17 protein-coding genes and 1 pseudogene are annotated in these 15,588 nt (G+C 36.1%); 12 read left to right on the top strand and 6 right to left on the bottom strand.

Going from position 1 to position 15,588, the window contains the following annotated elements:
• Positions 1–96 precede the first annotated feature (96 nt).
• The 4 genes from RV15_RS10545 to RV15_RS10560 all read left to right on the top strand — a co-directional run bounded on the left by RV15_RS10545 (position 97) and on the right by RV15_RS10560 (position 2,278).
• Entirely contained in the window at positions 97–756 is a 660-nt protein-coding gene (locus RV15_RS10545) for an HAD family hydrolase (protein ID WP_071878015.1), read from the top strand.
• 92 nt (positions 757–848) lie between these two features.
• Entirely contained in the window at positions 849–1,517 is a 669-nt protein-coding gene (radC, locus tag RV15_RS10550; protein ID WP_174549277.1) for a RadC family protein, read from the top strand.
• Between the two features lie 147 nt (positions 1,518–1,664).
• Complete coding sequence (locus tag RV15_RS10555) at positions 1,665–1,865, top strand: cold-shock protein (RefSeq protein ID WP_010760372.1); 201 nt, start codon at positions 1,665–1,667, stop codon at positions 1,863–1,865.
• 185 nt (positions 1,866–2,050) lie between these two features.
• A complete protein-coding gene (locus RV15_RS10560; RefSeq protein WP_071878017.1) occupies positions 2,051–2,278 on the top strand; it encodes a DUF3923 family protein in 228 nt (75 codons plus the stop codon).
• Between the two features lie 90 nt (positions 2,279–2,368).
• Here the strand turns inward: RV15_RS10560 and RV15_RS18735 are convergent, their stop codons facing one another.
• Positions 2,369–2,518, bottom strand: coding sequence for a hypothetical protein (locus tag RV15_RS18735; RefSeq protein WP_167364092.1), 150 nt, complete (start codon positions 2,516–2,518; stop codon positions 2,369–2,371).
• Between the two features lie 179 nt (positions 2,519–2,697).
• Here RV15_RS18735 and RV15_RS10565 point away from each other — a divergent pair, with 179 nt between their 5' ends.
• The 3 genes from RV15_RS10565 (at position 2,698) to RV15_RS10575 (ending at position 5,030) form a co-directional block, all read left to right on the top strand.
• On the top strand, positions 2,698–3,147 hold the full coding sequence (locus RV15_RS10565; protein WP_071878018.1) for a universal stress protein: 450 nt from the start codon (positions 2,698–2,700) through the stop codon (positions 3,145–3,147).
• A 228-nt stretch (positions 3,148–3,375) separates the two neighbouring features.
• Complete coding sequence (locus tag RV15_RS10570; protein WP_071878019.1) at positions 3,376–3,813, top strand: MerR family transcriptional regulator; 438 nt, start codon at positions 3,376–3,378, stop codon at positions 3,811–3,813.
• Positions 3,810–5,030 (top strand): glycosyltransferase, encoded by a 1,221-nt coding sequence (locus tag RV15_RS10575; protein ID WP_071878020.1) that lies wholly within the window; start codon positions 3,810–3,812, stop codon positions 5,028–5,030. Before RV15_RS10570 ends, RV15_RS10575 begins: the two co-directional genes overlap by 4 nt.
• 347 nt (positions 5,031–5,377) lie before the next feature.
• Here RV15_RS10575 and nfsA read toward each other — a convergent pair whose 3' ends face one another.
• The 5 genes and pseudogenes from nfsA to RV15_RS10600 form a co-directional block, all read right to left on the bottom strand.
• Entirely contained in the window at positions 5,378–6,115 is a 738-nt protein-coding gene (gene nfsA, locus RV15_RS10580) for an oxygen-insensitive NADPH nitroreductase (RefSeq protein ID WP_071878021.1), read from the bottom strand.
• A 229-nt stretch (positions 6,116–6,344) separates the two neighbouring features.
• A pseudogene (locus RV15_RS19115) lies at positions 6,345–6,467 on the bottom strand (DUF3788 family protein); the annotation flags it as partial.
• Positions 6,468–6,530: 63 nt separating this feature from the next.
• A complete protein-coding gene (gene rnjA, locus RV15_RS10590; RefSeq protein WP_071878022.1) occupies positions 6,531–8,201 on the bottom strand; it encodes a ribonuclease J1 in 1,671 nt (556 codons plus the stop codon).
• A 1-nt stretch (position 8,202) separates the two neighbouring features.
• A complete protein-coding gene (locus RV15_RS10595) occupies positions 8,203–8,415 on the bottom strand; it encodes a DNA-directed RNA polymerase subunit epsilon (RefSeq protein ID WP_071878023.1) in 213 nt (70 codons plus the stop codon).
• A 290-nt stretch (positions 8,416–8,705) separates the two neighbouring features.
• Entirely contained in the window at positions 8,706–9,098 is a 393-nt protein-coding gene (locus tag RV15_RS10600; RefSeq protein WP_071878024.1) for a YbaN family protein, read from the bottom strand.
• Between the two features lie 193 nt (positions 9,099–9,291).
• On the opposite strand from RV15_RS10600, the gene RV15_RS10605 reads away from it, so the two are divergent.
• The 5 genes from RV15_RS10605 (at position 9,292) to RV15_RS10625 (ending at position 15,534) form a co-directional block, all read left to right on the top strand.
• Entirely contained in the window at positions 9,292–11,022 is a 1,731-nt protein-coding gene (locus RV15_RS10605; RefSeq protein ID WP_071878025.1) for an ABC transporter ATP-binding protein, read from the top strand.
• The gene (efrB, locus tag RV15_RS10610; RefSeq protein ID WP_071878026.1) at positions 11,019–12,785 is read left to right on the top strand and encodes a multidrug efflux ABC transporter subunit EfrB; all 1,767 of its coding nucleotides are present in this window, start codon (positions 11,019–11,021) and stop codon (positions 12,783–12,785) included. Before RV15_RS10605 ends, efrB begins: the two co-directional genes overlap by 4 nt.
• 196 nt (positions 12,786–12,981) lie before the next feature.
• Positions 12,982–14,928 carry a BglG family transcription antiterminator gene (locus tag RV15_RS10615; RefSeq protein WP_071878027.1) on the top strand — a complete coding sequence of 649 codons (1,947 nt, stop codon included), beginning with the start codon at positions 12,982–12,984 and terminating at the stop codon, positions 14,926–14,928.
• Entirely contained in the window at positions 14,925–15,233 is a 309-nt protein-coding gene (locus RV15_RS10620) for a PTS lactose/cellobiose transporter subunit IIA (protein ID WP_071878028.1), read from the top strand. The genes RV15_RS10615 and RV15_RS10620 overlap by 4 nt, the downstream gene beginning before the upstream one ends.
• A gap of 4 nt (positions 15,234–15,237) precedes the next feature.
• Positions 15,238–15,534 (top strand): PTS sugar transporter subunit IIB, encoded by a 297-nt coding sequence (locus RV15_RS10625; RefSeq protein WP_071878029.1) that lies wholly within the window; start codon positions 15,238–15,240, stop codon positions 15,532–15,534.
• Positions 15,535–15,588 lie beyond the last annotated feature (54 nt).

The raw sequence follows: 15,588 nt of genomic DNA on the forward strand, positions 1-15,588 counted from the left end.
TTAATTTGAAATACAATGCATAAAATGAACGGATGTTGGAAAGTACAAGAGCTTCAAAGAAACTGTTGATCATTAATTATTATACGGGAGGAAATTATGAAACAAATTGATGGCGTAATATTTGATATGGATGGATTATTATTCGATACGGAACTGATTTATTATCAGTCGACCCAAAAAATAGCGGATGCGATGAACTTTCCTTATAGCAAAGAAGTTTATTTAGAGTTTTTAGGTGTGTCAGATGAAGAGGTACAAGAAAATTATCATCGAATTTATCAGGATTTCGGTAAGGAAAAAGTGGATGAGTTTATCCAACGTTCATATGATGATACTTATCAGGTATTTGAAGCGGGGAAAGTACCGTTAAAAGAGGGTGTCTTAGAGTTACTCGATTTTCTTGAGCAACAAGAGATTCCCAAAATAGTCGCTTCAAGTAATGTTCGTCCAGCAATTGAGTTATTATTAGATGGCGCTGGAATTAAAGAACGTTTTTCTGGGATCGTTTCAGCAGAAGATGTGACTCGAGCAAAACCAGATCCAGAAATATTTAAAAAAGCTTTAGCTAATTTGGGAACAAAAGCAGAAAATACATTGATCTTTGAAGATTCATTTCATGGTGTAACAGCAGCCGATGCAGCTGGAATTCCTGTGATTATGGTACCAGACTTGTTGGCCCCAACCGATGAAATCAAAGAAAAAACAATAGAGATATTTGAAAGCCTAAGCCAAGTTCCTACCTATTTAAAAAAATAAAATAAATGAATCACTCCTTTGCGTATTTTATAAGTAGAAGCGTATAAGGGAGTGATTTTTTGATCAAAGAAGAAAAATTATTTATTAGAGAAATGCCGGAGGATTGTTTACCACGAGAACGGTTGGAAGTTGTAGGGGAGAAGGCCTTATCCAATCAAGAACTGTTAGCGATTTTATTAAGAACAGGCTCTAAAAATAGGAATGTTATGGAAGTTGCTTCAAAGTTTTTGAATTATTTCAATCATTTATACGAATTGAAAAATGCCACACTGACTGAAATGATGGAGATCAAAGGGATTGGTAGAATCAAAGCGATTGAACTAAGGGCGGCTATCGAGTTTGGGTACCGCATTCAGCAAAGTACTCAGTTGAAGCTAGGAAGGGTTTCCTCCAGTTATCAAATTGCCCAAAGTTTAATCTACGAATTACAAGATTTTCAGCAAGAGCATTTAGTTTGTTTATATTTAAATACCAAAAACGAAGTGATCAAGCAAGAAACTGTTTTTAAAGGCTCATTAAATCAAAGTGTTGCGCATCCAAGAGAGATCTTTCGTAGCGCAGTAAAGTATTCTGCTGCACGTTTGATTCTTGCGCATAATCACCCCAGCGGCAATCCAACACCTTCGGAAAGTGATATTCATTTTACGCAAAGAATGCAGGAATGTGGAAAAATGATGGGCATCGAGGTTTTGGATCATATTATTATTGGAGAACAAGTTTACATCAGTATGAGAGAAGAAAACTTTTTTGCTGCAGACTAGCTAGAATTCTTGCAAAAATAAGGGTTCACATGTACAATGTAGGTGTAATCTTGTTTGGGACAATATAGAAGTTTTAATTTTAAAACCCTCTATCGTACACGGGCAATGTTACAATATTTAGTGCTTAAGCACGAGGAGGAACAAAGAATGGAACAAGGAACAGTGAAATGGTTTAACGCAGAAAAAGGATTTGGATTTATCTCTCGCGAAGACGGAAGCGATGTATTCGTACACTTCTCAGCTATCCAAGGAGAAGGATTCAAAACAATCGAAGAAGGTCAATCAGTAAGCTTCGACGTTGAAGATTCAGATCGTGGACCTCAAGCGGTAAACGTAGTAAAAAACTAATTCATCCATTCCAAAACATCTGACATATGTCAGATGTTTTTTTGTCTATCACAATCAAACTAAGCGCGTGGACATAACTTTATCAATCCCTAAAGACTAATAACCTAAGGGGTCAAAAACTAGACTAAAGTCTGATTACCTAGTTTAGAAAAAAATAGTATAGTTAAATAAAAGGGGGCCGAAAAATGAAAAAATGGTGGGCAGTAAATGTTGTTTGGTTGGTAGTATTTATCAGTGGACTTATTCATCTCTTAAATAGAGTGGTAGATGGAAGCGGCGCAGAGCAGACAGTTGGATTGAGGATGATATCAATTGCAATCATAGCCGTACTCTTTTTCATTGTACTATTTATCCAAATGAGCTGGCGACATTCTATCAAGAAAAAAACGTGGAGAACATTGAATCATAAATAAGCAAACAAAAAAGGCATCTGTGATCGAACGTTCACGAGATGCCTTTAAATCGTATTAGAACTTGAAGTGCTCATTTAGGTTGATAACTCCTTAAATAGATTTTTTCAATTCTTTTACTGCTTGTGTAATTGTGATACCATAAGCGATATTTGCTTGGTTATTTGCATCAATAGCCATAAACAAATTTTTCTTTGTATCAAGTGCTACACGGTATTTTAATACTTTATTACCAAATGTCATAATAATTCTCCTCTCTTGATTCTTATGAAAGGCAACGATATCTGATAACGAAATTCCATGATTACTATAACATGGCTTTTTATCCGTGTAAAGTAGAAAGTTTTTTAATTCGGTAGTATTTTTTGGTGAAAGCCCTTTTACGTAGTATAATAGAACTAGCAAAGAAGGAGGTTTTTATCATGGGAGAATCATACAAGAATATCTTAGTTGCAGTAGATGGCTCTGATCAGTCAGAAAATGCTTTTCAAGAAGCAATAAAAATTGCTAAACGAAACGGTGCTACCTTGCATATATTGTCTGTTATTGAAGAGATGGGCAATTACTTTGGTGAACTGACGATGTCGATGGGAACAGTGATGGAAGAGCTTCGTTCAAGAGAAGAAGAAGAAATGAAAAAACGTGAGACAAAGGCACTTGAACAGGGCATAACGAATGTATTTACGTATGTTATGTACGGTTATCCTAAATCGTTGATTGCAGATTTTACAGAGTCAAAGGAACCGATTGATCTGATTGTAATCGGCAGAACAGGGTTAAATGGTTTTGAACGATTGATGGTGGGATCAACGACTTCTTATGTTGTTAATCATACGAAAGCCAATGTTTTGGTGGTTAATAATATCGTGTAAAAGCTACAGCGTATTTCAAAACACCTGGAACAAACTCTTTGAGTTATATTAACGTTACTACCGTTTATCCGAATTTTAAGAGGCTGAGATGTAACTCTTCGAGTTATGACTCAGCCTCTTTTGGTCCAATTGCTCATGCCTAAACGACTGTTATCACAGCCTTTTTTTATATTGACATTAAAGTTAGGTTTCATGTTATAGTACAACAAAAGCAATCGGAGGTATAAAATGACAGGGAAAACAGTAAAACAAGTAGCGGAAATTCTTAATATTCCAAAATCAACATTAAGGTATTACGACAAAGTCGATCTTCTAAAACCAACCAGAAAAGAAAACGGCTACCGGGTTTACCAAGAGCTGGATCTTATCATGATCAAGTACATATTAGTCATGAAATATGGTGAGTTTAGTCTTGAAGAAATGCAGTTGATTTTGAAGATGATGGGAGTAGAAACCACGGCTAGCTGCAAAGAACAAACAGAGCGATTAATTGACTCAAAGAAAAAGTTCTTTCAAGATAAAATCGACTACTACAAGCAAATGTTATCGTTGTTCGAAAAAATTCCGGAAATAAACGACTTCAATGTGGAAGACGAGAGCAAAATCGATCGATACATTGAGGAAATCTATCAGATGATCTCAGAAAATGGAACGATGGACCAATGAAGACATTATTATTTGCACCTGAAACCTTTAATCTAGCGGAAACGACTAGAATGATTGAAGTCGCTAAAGCATGTCAGTCTCAAGCCATCTGTATTTTTATGGGGTATAGTCGGAAATTTGCTACTTTTATCGAGAAAGAAGGCTTTGAGTTTAACTATTTAACGCCTCATTTAGCAGAGACGGATATCCAAAATATTATGAAATTTGATCAAATGAAAACCGTCAGAATTCCTTTTACTTATAATATGTTGAGAATGAGGATCGAAAATGAATTGCAATTGATTGAAAAAATCGACCCTGATGGAATCATTATCGGTTCTACGATCAGTTTACTAATCAGTGCCCGTGTAAAAAAAGTTCCACTGATTTATGTTAAACCGTATGCTTATAGCCGAGCGCATATAGAAGGTCCACTATTTATGAAAGAATCAAAGCCGTATATAAAAAAAATAGTGAAAGCACTTCTTTTAAACTTAAAATGGCTCCCAAAAGACATTAAAAAGCTGATAAAAGAATTTGGAGTGAAAGACCATTTTGAATATACAATTGATGCGATGTCTGCAGATTTAAATTGTATTACGACTCCGGAACTCTTAACGAAAAATCCTGTTTTACCAAAGAATAGCGTCTATGTAGGGCCCATTTTTGCAAAGTTAAATGAAGAAATACCTCGAGACTTACAGCAGTTATTGGAGATAAGTACAAAACCGCTCATTTATTGTAGTATGGGCAGCTCAGCTAATCACCAACTTATTTTTGACCTGTTACAAAGCTTTGATGGACTAGCTGTTGAAGTAATCAGCCCAATGAAAAGCTACTTAACAGAAGAACAAATAAAGCAACTTCCGAAGAATGTTCATCTCTTTGATTGGCTGCCTGCAATGGCCGTTCAAAATAAAGTCATGGCTTGTGTTCTTCATGGCGGCGAAGGAACTGTTCAAACGGCGTGTTTCGCTGGAAAACCATTTATTGGTATTGGCTTACAAAAAGAACAAGAATATAATATTGACTGCTGTGTTAAGTATGGTAATGCGATCCAAATAAAGAAAAATAAATTGAAAGATCAACATCTATTTAAAAAAAATATCCAAAAGCTTTTAGAAGAATCGATCTATAGGCAACAAGCTAAAAAATTGCAGCAAGAGCTTCAGTCAATGGAAGGAAGTACCATGGCTGCCAAAGAATTGCTGCAATTCGTAACTGCGAATGCTAAATAAAAAAAGCAAAAAGGTTTGGGATATAAGTCTGAACGAAAAATTCAGATACCAGTCAACTTGATTGGCATCTGGATTATTTTGTTGTACAAAAATAAGAACACCTTTGCTAAAATAAAAGTGACTAAGCCAATAAACTAGTGAGATGTTCTTATGCTTAAAAATTATAATACGAATCAAGTCGTTCTTCCTCTAGATTTTAGCGTTCAGTTAGAAAAAAACGAATCAACAGCCACCTTCAGAAAAAGAAACAGGTAAAATCTATCGCTAACGAAAAATTGACGTTGCGCCTACTTTCGGCTTATTGAAAGCTTGTTTATGTTTTCAATTACTTTTCTCTATTTGTCAGTTTAATTCAATTCAAATCCTTGTTCTTTTAAATATCCAGCAATTTCTGGTCTTCTAACTTCTTCAAAAAAAGCAATGTTTTTTTCTGACCAGGAGGTTGCCTGTTGATTACTTTCTCGGGAGGCATAATATTTTTTTGACAAATCTTCGTATTCACTTAAATCAGAAAATTGTTCTTTTGGATAATAATTTTCACCCACTTGATTTTTTTCTAATAGTCTAGGTTTAATTTGATTCTTACTAGCCGGAACACCAATTGTTAATCCAAATAATGGTAACGTATACTTAGGTAATTTCAAAAGCTTAGAAACTTCCCTTACATCATTACGAATGCCACCAATATAACAAATTCCTAATTCCATGGACTCAGCAGCTACCACCATACTTTGTGCAGCAATTGCTGCATCGACTACACAGACTAGTAAAGACTCCATATTTTTTAGCCCATCTAATGATTTTTTTTGTTCAATTAATAGTCTAGATTGTCGATACAAATCCGCAATAAATACATAAAATGCACCTGTTTTGTTGACATAAGATGCACTATTCGTAATTTCTGCCAATTGTGCTCTTAACGCCTCATCTGTAATCTCTAAAATCGAAAATGACTGAACGAAGTGAGAAGAAGATGCACTTCGCGCTGCAGTTATCAACGTTTTTTTTGTTTCAGCAGATAAAGGAATTTCTTTAAAGTCTCTTACTGAAGCATGCTCTGTTAGTTTTTTTATTGATTCATTCATCAAATTTCCCCTCCTTTGTATGTACTTTATTATAGACTTTAGGTATCTATAGTACAATACTGTCAAAAATGATACCTAATCACCATATGAATAAAAAGGCTCTATGCTTCCTGATGATTGTAGCGATCCTGAAAAGTTAGGCTTTTTCTTTTTTTGATAACATTAATTGGCAAAAAGATGAAAAAAGTGATTGGGACATAACTCTACGAGTTACGACCCAATCACTTGGAATCCGGATAAACGGTGGAAGCAGAAGCAATCCCTTCGGAAATAAGCTGAAATTCACAAAAATTTGAAGAACAATTTTCGTGAATTCCCTCTTATTTCTCGGGGTTAAACACTTCTGTCCCATCCTCCTTCTATTTTGTTTGTCTTGGTATTTTGTCCCAAGTGCTCTTTTTTTTTATCGTTAAATTTATGAAGTCATGATCATAGGTAAAATCATTGGATGGCGTTCTGTTTTTTCAAATAGGAAGGGTTGTAGTGCAGCGGTTATAGCATCACACAACTTCGCTTCTGTACAGTTTTCATCACGTAATGCTTCACGGATCGCATTAAATAGTACACGCTGTCCTTCATGAATCATTTCGCCTGATTCTCTCATATAGACAAATCCGCGAGATAAGATATCTGGACCAGCTAAAATTTCTTTGTTTTTAATGTCGACTGTTGCGACTGCTAAAACTAAGCCTTCTTCTGAAAGAATGCGGCGGTCCCGCAAGACAACATTACCAATATCACCGACACCGTTACCATCTACGTAAACATCACTGGCATTGAAATGACCAGCGATTCGAGCTTCATTAGCCGTTAAAGCTAAAACATCACCATTTTCCATGATGAAACAATTGTCCGCTGGAACACCAACATCTTGTGCTAACGATGCATGGATTTTCAACATTCTAAATTCACCATGTACAGGCACAAAATACTTAGGCTTCATCAAGCTCAACATTAATTTTTGCTCTTCTTGACCACCATGACCTGAAGTGTGGATGTTATTGATTTTTCCATGAATAACTTCAGCACCAGCTTCAGACAGTAAGTTGATCAAACGGTTAACACTTGTTGTATTTCCAGGAATCGGTGAACTTGAGAAGATCACTGTATCCCCAGGTTGTACTGAAATCTGGCGGTGTGTTCCGTTAGCGATTCGACTTAAAGCCGCCATCGGTTCACCTTGAGATCCTGTACATAAAATCATTGTTTCGCCAGCAGGAAGCTGATTTAGCTCACTAGCATCCACAAACGTTCCTTTTGGCACATTGATATAGCCTAAATGTTCACCGTTAACGATTGCATTTTCCATACTGCGTCCAAATACTGCAATTTTACGACCAGTTGCAACGGCAGCATCTGCCGCTTGTTGTAGACGGAAAATATTTGAAGCAAAACTAGCAAAGATAATTCTACCCTCGATTTTTTCGAAAATCTTCAAAATAGAAGAGCCAATCGTTTTTTCTGATTTAGTAAACGTTGGAATCTCTGCATTCGTACTATCTGAAAGTAGGCATAAAACACCTTCTTCACCTAATTTTGCCATACGATGCAAGTTTGCTGGTTCTCCAACGGGTGTGAAATCAAACTTGAAATCGCCCGTTGCAACAATATTACCAGACGGCGTCTTAACGACGACACCTAATGCATCAGGGATACTGTGGGTGGTTCTGAAAAAGCTGATAGCAGTTTTTCGGAAACGAATCACGGTATCTTCATTGATTTCATGTAACTCAGCATCACGCAATAAACCATGTTCATCCAATTTGTTGGTGATCAGCGCTAATGCTAATGGTCCAGCATAAATGGGAATATTGGCTTGACGCAATAAATATGGAACGCCGCCAATGTGATCTTCATGTCCATGAGTGATAACTAACGCTTTGACTTTGTGCAGATTTTGAACGATATAGCTGTAATCTGGAATAACGTAGTCGATCCCAAGTAAATCATCTTCTGGAAACTTGATTCCAGCATCAATAATGATGATCTCATCTTGGAATTGAACCCCATAAGTGTTTTTCCCAATCTCGCCCAAGCCACCAATCGCAAAAACGCCAGTCTCATTATTTTTAATATTTACTTTCATATTAAAACTCCGTTAAAGAAAATTCCGCATGTTCTTTTTCATAAGCTAAATGATTTTCATCAAGCGCTTGGATGTATTCAATATTATATGGGGTATTTTCTTCTACTTGTTGGCGTACGATAACATCGTCTTTTGCCTCAACGTAAATAGATTTTGTATCTTCTCTTTTTGGGTTTCTTGTTTTTGTTTCTTGATAATAAACTTTATAAATCATAGTTTTTTCTCCTTTATCTGCCTAAGCAGTTAATTATTTATTTTTATAGATTGTTTTACTGTAAATTTGAACACAACAAAATGAGGTGGTTGCCCACCTTAAAAACAATTGGCATCAAAAACTTCAGTTGATGATGACATGAAGCCTCGACTTTGCTTCACTTTACTGATTTTATGGAAACTGTACTTTCTTTCAACCGTTCCTCGTGTTGTGTTGTACAACAATTAATCGTATTTTATCACAAAAAGGCAAATAAGTATAGAAACAGACTTACAGCTTTAAAGAAAAACTTACGATCCATTAGGTTCTTTTAACGGTGTTTTTTTCTTTTTATTGAAATACAAATTTAAAGCAACCAAATGGACTAAATAGACAATGGCCAAAGTAGTTGTCATGAAGGGATTGCGGATGATTATACAAGGGATCGCGAAAACAATAAATAGCGTTGAAAATAATTTTACGCGCCCAAATGGTGTGATTTTCTTTTCTATAATTGATGCCTGAATATATCTTTGATAATAGGTAGATTCAATAAATTTTGTGTATAGATAATCAGAGCTACGCATCCAGAAAAATGCCGTTAAAATATAAAAAATCGTCGTAGGCAAAATCGGCAGAAAAATGCCTAAAGTTCCTAACACAAACGTAAGAGAACCCAAAGAAATGTAGAGTATTTTTTTCATTAATTTGATCCCATCACCTTCAGTTTATTTTAATAAAAAAATTAAAGTTGCTACCATTATAACATAGTTAAAATGGTCCAGTTGATCATTCAAAAAAAAAGACTGGGATTTTCATTCAAATATAATTTACCTGACTATTGGTTTTATGCTATAGTGGAAGCACTGGATCAAAATTGGAATAGGAGATGATTGATTGAAATTGATGTGGCGTTACACGATGAGATATAAGAAATTATTGTTTTTAGATTTCATTTGTGTTTTTGGATTTATATTGATAGAACTAGGGTTACCAACGATTTTAGCACGAATGATCGATGTTGGAATCAAAAACAATGATTATGATTATGTAAAACAACAAGGCTTGTTCATGATCGGAATCACAGTTATTGGCGTAGTGATGAACATTATGTTGGGGTATTTTGGCGCACGAATGACAACAAATATTGTCCGTGATATTCGGGATGATCTATTTGAAAAAGTACAGACTTTTTCCCATCGTGAATATGAAACAATAGGTGTTTCTTCATTGATTACTAGAACAACGAATGATGCGTATCAAATCATGTTGTTTATGGGGAATATTTTACGAATCGGTTTCATGACACCGATGATGTTTTTTGTCAGCTTATATATGGTTATGCGAACAAGTCCGTCATTAGGTTGGTTCGTTTTAGGTGCTTTGCCGTTTCTATTAGCAGCTGTGGTATTGATTGCTAAAGTATCTGAGCCGTTATCCAATAAACAGCAAAAAAACTTAGATGGAATCAACGGAATCTTAAGAGAAAATCTTTCGGGTTTACGAGTGATTCGCGCTTTTGTAAACGAAAAGTTTGAAGAAAGTCGTTTTAGTAAAGTTAATGAAGACTATACGAAAAGTTCGAAGAGCCTTTTCCGCTTGATGGCAGCAGCACAACCAGGATTTTTCTTTCTATTTAATATCGTGATGGTGTTGATTATTTGGAATGGTGCACTTCAGATCGATCAAGGTAGCTTATTAGTTGGGGACCTGATTGCGTTTATCGAATATATTTTCCATGCACTATTTTCATTTATGCTATTTGCAAGTGTTTTTATGATGTATCCTCGTGCAGCTGTTTCAGCTCGCCGAATCCAAGAAGCTTTTGATATGGAACCTGTGATTCGTGAAAATGAAGCTGGTATTACAGAAACGAAGACAAAAGGCTACTTAGAATTTAAAAACGTAACTTTTGCTTATCCTGGGCATTCAGAAAGTCCGGTGATCCGTAATGTTAGTTTTACCGCCTCTCCTGGAGAAACCGTTGCATTTATCGGTAGTACTGGAAGCGGGAAATCGACTTTGATCCAATTGATTCCACGTTTTTATGATGTTTCAGAAGGTGAAGTATTGCTGGATGGAGTAGATGTACGTGATTACAAGTTGAGTGCATTACGCAATAAAATCGGTTATATTCCACAAAAAGCTTTGCTATTTACAGGAACGATCGCAGAAAATATGCGTTATGGGAAAGAAGATGCAACGATCGAAGAAATGGAATTAGCAGCAGATATTGCCCAAGCAACTGAGTTTATTTCACAAAAACCTGATGGATACGATGAACTTCTTTCAGAAGGTGGAGCAAACTTCTCAGGAGGGCAAAAACAGCGCTTGGCGATTGCTAGAGCTGTGATCCGCCGTCCAGAAGTTTATATATTTGATGATAGTTTCTCAGCACTAGATTATCAGACAGACGCGAATTTAAGAGCTCGTTTGAAAAAAGAAACAACAGAATCAACTGTATTGATCGTAGCTCAACGTGTGGGGACGATCATGCATGCAGATAAGATCGTTGTTTTAAACGAAGGGGATGTCGTTGGCATCGGTACCCATCGTGAATTACTTGAGAATTGCCCTATCTATTATGATATTGCCGCTTCTCAATTGTCAGAGGAGGAATTAGCATGAAAAACGCACTCTCTTCTATTAGACGTTTAGGCAGATATATCAATCCTTATAAAGGGACTTTTATTTTAGTGATCTTGTTTACAGTTCTAACGGTGGCATTTAATGCAGCGATGCCTTATGTGTCAGGTTTGCCGATCACTGAGATCAGTAAAAATGTTGCAGCAGGGGAAGGCTTGAATTACTCATATATCATCCAATGTTTAATTTGGATCTTGATCGTTGGGATTGGTTATTGTGTGGCTCAATTTTTATCAGGCTTTTTGATGGCGGCAGTTGTGCAACACTCAATGCGAGATTTGCGTCGAGATATTGATGAAAAAATCAATCGCTTGCCGGTTTCCTATTTTGATAAAAATCAACAAGGAAATATTTTATCACGTGTGACCAATGATGTGGATGCTGTGAGCAATGCGATGCAGCAAAGTTTCATTAATATCGTTTCAGCTATTTTAGGTATCGTAATGGCCGTTGTAATGATGTTTTATATCAATTGGCTGATGGCGTTGATTTCGATCATAATGATTCCTTTATCATTACTTATTTCAAAAACGATTGTTGGCATTTCACAAAAATACTTTCAAGGAATGCAAAATGCGCTTGGAAATTTAAACGGCTACGTACAGGAAAATATGACTGGTTTTAGTGTGTTGAAACTTTATGGTCGTGAATCAGAAACGTTACAAGGCTTTAAAAAGGTCAATCACAACCTAAATAGTTTCGGTTTTAAAGCAACCTTTATTTCAGGATTGATGTTGCCGCTTGTCCAAATGACAGCGTATGGAACGTATATTGGTATGGCCGTTTTAGGTAGTTACTATGTTATTACAGGTGCTATCGTGGTTGGACAGCTACAAGCTTTTATCCAGTATATTTGGCAGATCAGTCAGCCAATGGGAAATATCACACAATTGTCGGCGGCGTTGCAAAGTGCTTCAGCTGCGACGACACGTGTATTTGAAATTTTAGATGAACCAGAAGAAGAATTAAACGAGCACGATATTCCATTACCGGAAAATGTTCAGGGTTCTGTTCAGTTTGATAATGTCAGCTTTAGCTATGATCCTGCAAAACCATTGATCAGAAACTTGAACTTTGAAGTAAGAGCAGGTCAAACGGTCGCAATCGTTGGACCAACTGGAGCTGGAAAAACAACCTTGATCAATTTATTGATGCGTTTTTACGATGTCACTGATGGAGCAATCAAAGTCGACGGGATCGATACGAAGAAAATGGATCGTAGTGATGTCCGTTCCGTTTTTGGAATGGTCTTGCAAGACGCTTGGCTATATGAAGGCACAATTGCTGATAATATCCGTTTCGGTAAATTGGATGCGACTGATTATGAAGTAGTAGATGCAGCTAAGACTGCGAATGTTGATCATTTTATCCGAACTATGCCTGGCGGTTATGAGATGGAAATCAATTCTGAAGGAGACAATGTCTCCCTTGGACAAAAGCAATTATTGACGATTGCTAGAGCTGTGATTTCTGATCCAAGAATATTGATTTTAGATGAAGCAACAAGTTCAGTTGATACTCGTTTAGAAGCATTGATCCAAAAAGCGATGGAACGAGTTATGGAAGGGCGCACAAGTTTTGTGATCGCTCACCGTTTATCAACTATTCGTGAAGCGGATCTGATCCTTGTGATGAACCAAGGTGAAATCATTGAAAAAGGAACGCATATTGAGCTTTTAGAGCAAGGCGGCTTTTATGAAAAATTATATAATAGCCAATTCGCTGAAGATGGCGATTATGAGTAACTAAAACATGAAAAAGCACAAAACAGACTTCTGTTCTAGAAGATTGTTTTGTGCTTTTTCTGTTTGTATGAGATGAGATTGGGCAAAGATCATTCAGATAGATCATCCTTCAGGCTAACTTTGCAGAAAGATACTGCAAAACTGCTTCTGTTCTATCTAAGTAATCTCGAATAGAATTAAATGAAGGAGGGAGATCATGAAACAGAACAAGCGCTTATTGAAGATGTTTCAACAGTCTAAACTGGTGACTTTAGCAGAAATAAAAACGAAAGAGAGGGTATCAGAAAGAAGAGCTAGAGAACAAATAAAAGAGCTAAAAGAAATTGGGGGAAGTCATGGATTCGAAATTAAAACCATTTATGGTAGGGGCTATCGTTTACTTGTTACAGAACAAGCGTACTTTCAACAATTTTTATTAGACCAGTCAAATGAATTAGATGAAAGAATCAATCATCAACAGTTTCGTGTCGGAATTATTTTGTTTTTATTGTTTCAGCAACATGGCTACATAACAATTAAAGAATTAGCTAAATATATTAATGTAAGCGAATCCACTGTAAAAAGAGATCTTCAGCTTGTTCATAAAAAATTGCAAGAAGCAGAACTTCAATTAGAATCAAAATCGCATTATGGTGTCAAAATCAACGGAACAGAAATAGCGTATCGAAAAGCTTTTATTCATCATTTAAATGAAATAAATAAGTACTATCCAACCCAAGATGACTTTTTTTGTTTCCGATCATCTATGGATCTATATGGATTAAAGCCTATGGTATCGGAAATGTTTCGTCAAAAGAAAATTAGTATATCAGATGCGGGGTTCTCATCCCTGATTATCCATCTGGAAATTCTGATTTATCGATTGGAAAATAGAAATTGGATTTCTGATTTTCAAATGGAAAATCCTATTCACAACAGCTACCTAGAATTAGCGGATGCGTTAGCAAATAGGCTTGAAGAGTATTATAAAATACAAATTCCAGCGTTAGAAAGAAAATATTTAGCAGCACAACTGATTGGCAAAACATCTATTGCCAATGGAACAATTGAAAATACGATTAAGATCAGGCAGCAGATATCTGCAATCTTAAAGTTGCTGGATCAGCAATTTTTAACGTCGTTTTCGGATGATAAAGAGCTGATTGAAGCCTTGTTATTACATATTTATCCGATGATGAAGCGAATTGCTTTTTCACTGACATTGACGAATCCGCTGATTGACCTTGTATCGACTAAGTATGCAAACACATTCCTGATTGCATTAAAGTTTACCCAACTATGGGAAACCCATACATTGGATAACATTGTATTGCAATTATCCAGAGATGAAATTGGTTATTTAGCATTACATTTTGCGGCAAGTTTAGAAAAAGCGCAAGAAGCTTTTTTTCAACAATTTAAGCGTGTTGTACTGTTGTCTAATCATGGACGCGCAGCGGATTACTTACTAAATTCGAAAATAACCAAGCTTTTCCCGAAAGCGTCAATTTTACACTATCCATATTTTGATGCTACAAATCCAGTTTTTGAGGAAGCCGACATTATTTTAAACGCAACCCAGACAGAGCCAGAACTTGAAAAAAACTATTCCATGTTATCAATTCCTGTGATTCCCTCAGAAGCTGAATTGAATTATATGAAGAAAGCACTATTACTGAAAAAAGAAATGAACAGTGTTGAAAAACATCAAATGACTGAGCTATTTTCAGAGCAATTTTTCTATTTGAAAAAAAGTTCAACAGATAGTTATCTGCAAGTGATAGAAAAAATGGCAGAGGAGATGGTCCAGAAAAAGTACGCCTATGAAAGATTTCCAGCATTGGTCTTACAGCGAGAACAACGGTTTACGACGATTTACGAAAATGGAGTGGCAGGACCTCATAGTATGTTAATGGAAGCCAAACGTAACTGCATTGGTGCTTGTATTTTAGAGAAGCCGCTGATTTATCAAGGCAAAGAGGTCCAGCTGATTTTTTTATTAAACTTAAAAAAAGGCAATAATTTCTTGTATAAAGAAATTAGTAATCTGTTGTTAGCGATAATGGAAAATTATCATTTGAGGAAGCAGTTACTGCAAGTGACCTCCTTTGAAGAGTTTTATCAGATTCTCTTCTCACTATGTAATCAGGAGGGATTTGAATGAACGAAGAAACGATTATTATGACACTTATTTCAGAGGGGGGTGGTGCTAGAGCTAAAAGTTTACAAGCGATTCGAGCTGCTAGAGCAGGTGATTTTGCTAAGAGTGAAATGTTAATGAGAGAAGCGAAATACGCACTAAAAAAAGCCCATAATTACCAAACTAAACTTATTCAAACTGAGATAGCGAATCAATCAATCCCAATTTCGCTGCTATTAATCCATGCACAAGACCATTTGATGAATGCTTTAACTGTCAATGAGCTGTCAAAAGAAATCATTGAAAATTTAAAGGAGAGAAGGGATTGATCCTATGTGCAGCATTTTATTAGTTTGTGCAGGAGGCTTTTCAACGAGTATGCTGCTTCAAAAAATGCAGAAAGCCGCAGACGAACAAGGAGTTCGTGTGCAGATTGAGGCGTGTGGTACAGGAGATGTGTCTTATTTTAAGCATTACAATATTTTATTACTAGCACCACAAACCGCTCATTTGGAAGAAGCCTTAAAAGAACAATACCATATGCCGATTCTTCTGATTGATGGGCTAGATTACGGCAGTCTAGCAGGCGCTGCTGTTTTAAAAAAGGCCTTGGAAAAATATAGCGAATAACTCTCTCTACTTGTACAAGCTAGTCTTTCGTAAAAAAGCTAGAAATAAAATGAG

Source organism: Enterococcus silesiacus, assembly GCF_001886225.1.
Classification (GTDB): Bacteria; Bacillota; Bacilli; order Lactobacillales; family Enterococcaceae; genus Enterococcus_L; species Enterococcus_L silesiacus.

Bases quoted from the DNA above. Each gene is read 5' to 3' on its own strand.
- RV15_RS10545 (WP_071878015.1), top strand. From the start codon at position 97: ATGAAACAAATTGATGGCGTAATATTTGATATGGATGGATTATTATTC.
- RV15_RS10595 (WP_071878023.1), bottom strand. From the start codon at position 8,415: ATGATTTATAAAGTTTATTATCAAGAAACAAAAACAAGAAACCCAAAA.
- RV15_RS10620 (WP_071878028.1), top strand. From the start codon at position 14,925: ATGAACGAAGAAACGATTATTATGACACTTATTTCAGAGGGGGGTGGT.
- efrB (WP_071878026.1), top strand. From the start codon at position 11,019: ATGAAAAACGCACTCTCTTCTATTAGACGTTTAGGCAGATATATCAAT.
- RV15_RS10625 (WP_071878029.1), top strand. From the start codon at position 15,238: ATGTGCAGCATTTTATTAGTTTGTGCAGGAGGCTTTTCAACGAGTATG.
- rnjA (WP_071878022.1), bottom strand. From the start codon at position 8,201: ATGAAAGTAAATATTAAAAATAATGAGACTGGCGTTTTTGCGATTGGT.
- RV15_RS10565 (WP_071878018.1), top strand. From the start codon at position 2,698: ATGGGAGAATCATACAAGAATATCTTAGTTGCAGTAGATGGCTCTGAT.
- RV15_RS10560 (WP_071878017.1), top strand. From the start codon at position 2,051: ATGAAAAAATGGTGGGCAGTAAATGTTGTTTGGTTGGTAGTATTTATC.
- RV15_RS10575 (WP_071878020.1), top strand. From the start codon at position 3,810: ATGAAGACATTATTATTTGCACCTGAAACCTTTAATCTAGCGGAAACG.
- nfsA (WP_071878021.1), bottom strand. From the start codon at position 6,115: ATGAATGAATCAATAAAAAAACTAACAGAGCATGCTTCAGTAAGAGAC.
- RV15_RS10555 (WP_010760372.1), top strand. From the start codon at position 1,665: ATGGAACAAGGAACAGTGAAATGGTTTAACGCAGAAAAAGGATTTGGA.
- RV15_RS10600 (WP_071878024.1), bottom strand. From the start codon at position 9,098: ATGAAAAAAATACTCTACATTTCTTTGGGTTCTCTTACGTTTGTGTTA.
- RV15_RS10615 (WP_071878027.1), top strand. From the start codon at position 12,982: ATGAAACAGAACAAGCGCTTATTGAAGATGTTTCAACAGTCTAAACTG.
- RV15_RS18735 (WP_167364092.1), bottom strand. From the start codon at position 2,518: ATGACATTTGGTAATAAAGTATTAAAATACCGTGTAGCACTTGATACA.
- RV15_RS10570 (WP_071878019.1), top strand. From the start codon at position 3,376: ATGACAGGGAAAACAGTAAAACAAGTAGCGGAAATTCTTAATATTCCA.
- radC (WP_174549277.1), top strand. From the start codon at position 849: ATGCCGGAGGATTGTTTACCACGAGAACGGTTGGAAGTTGTAGGGGAG.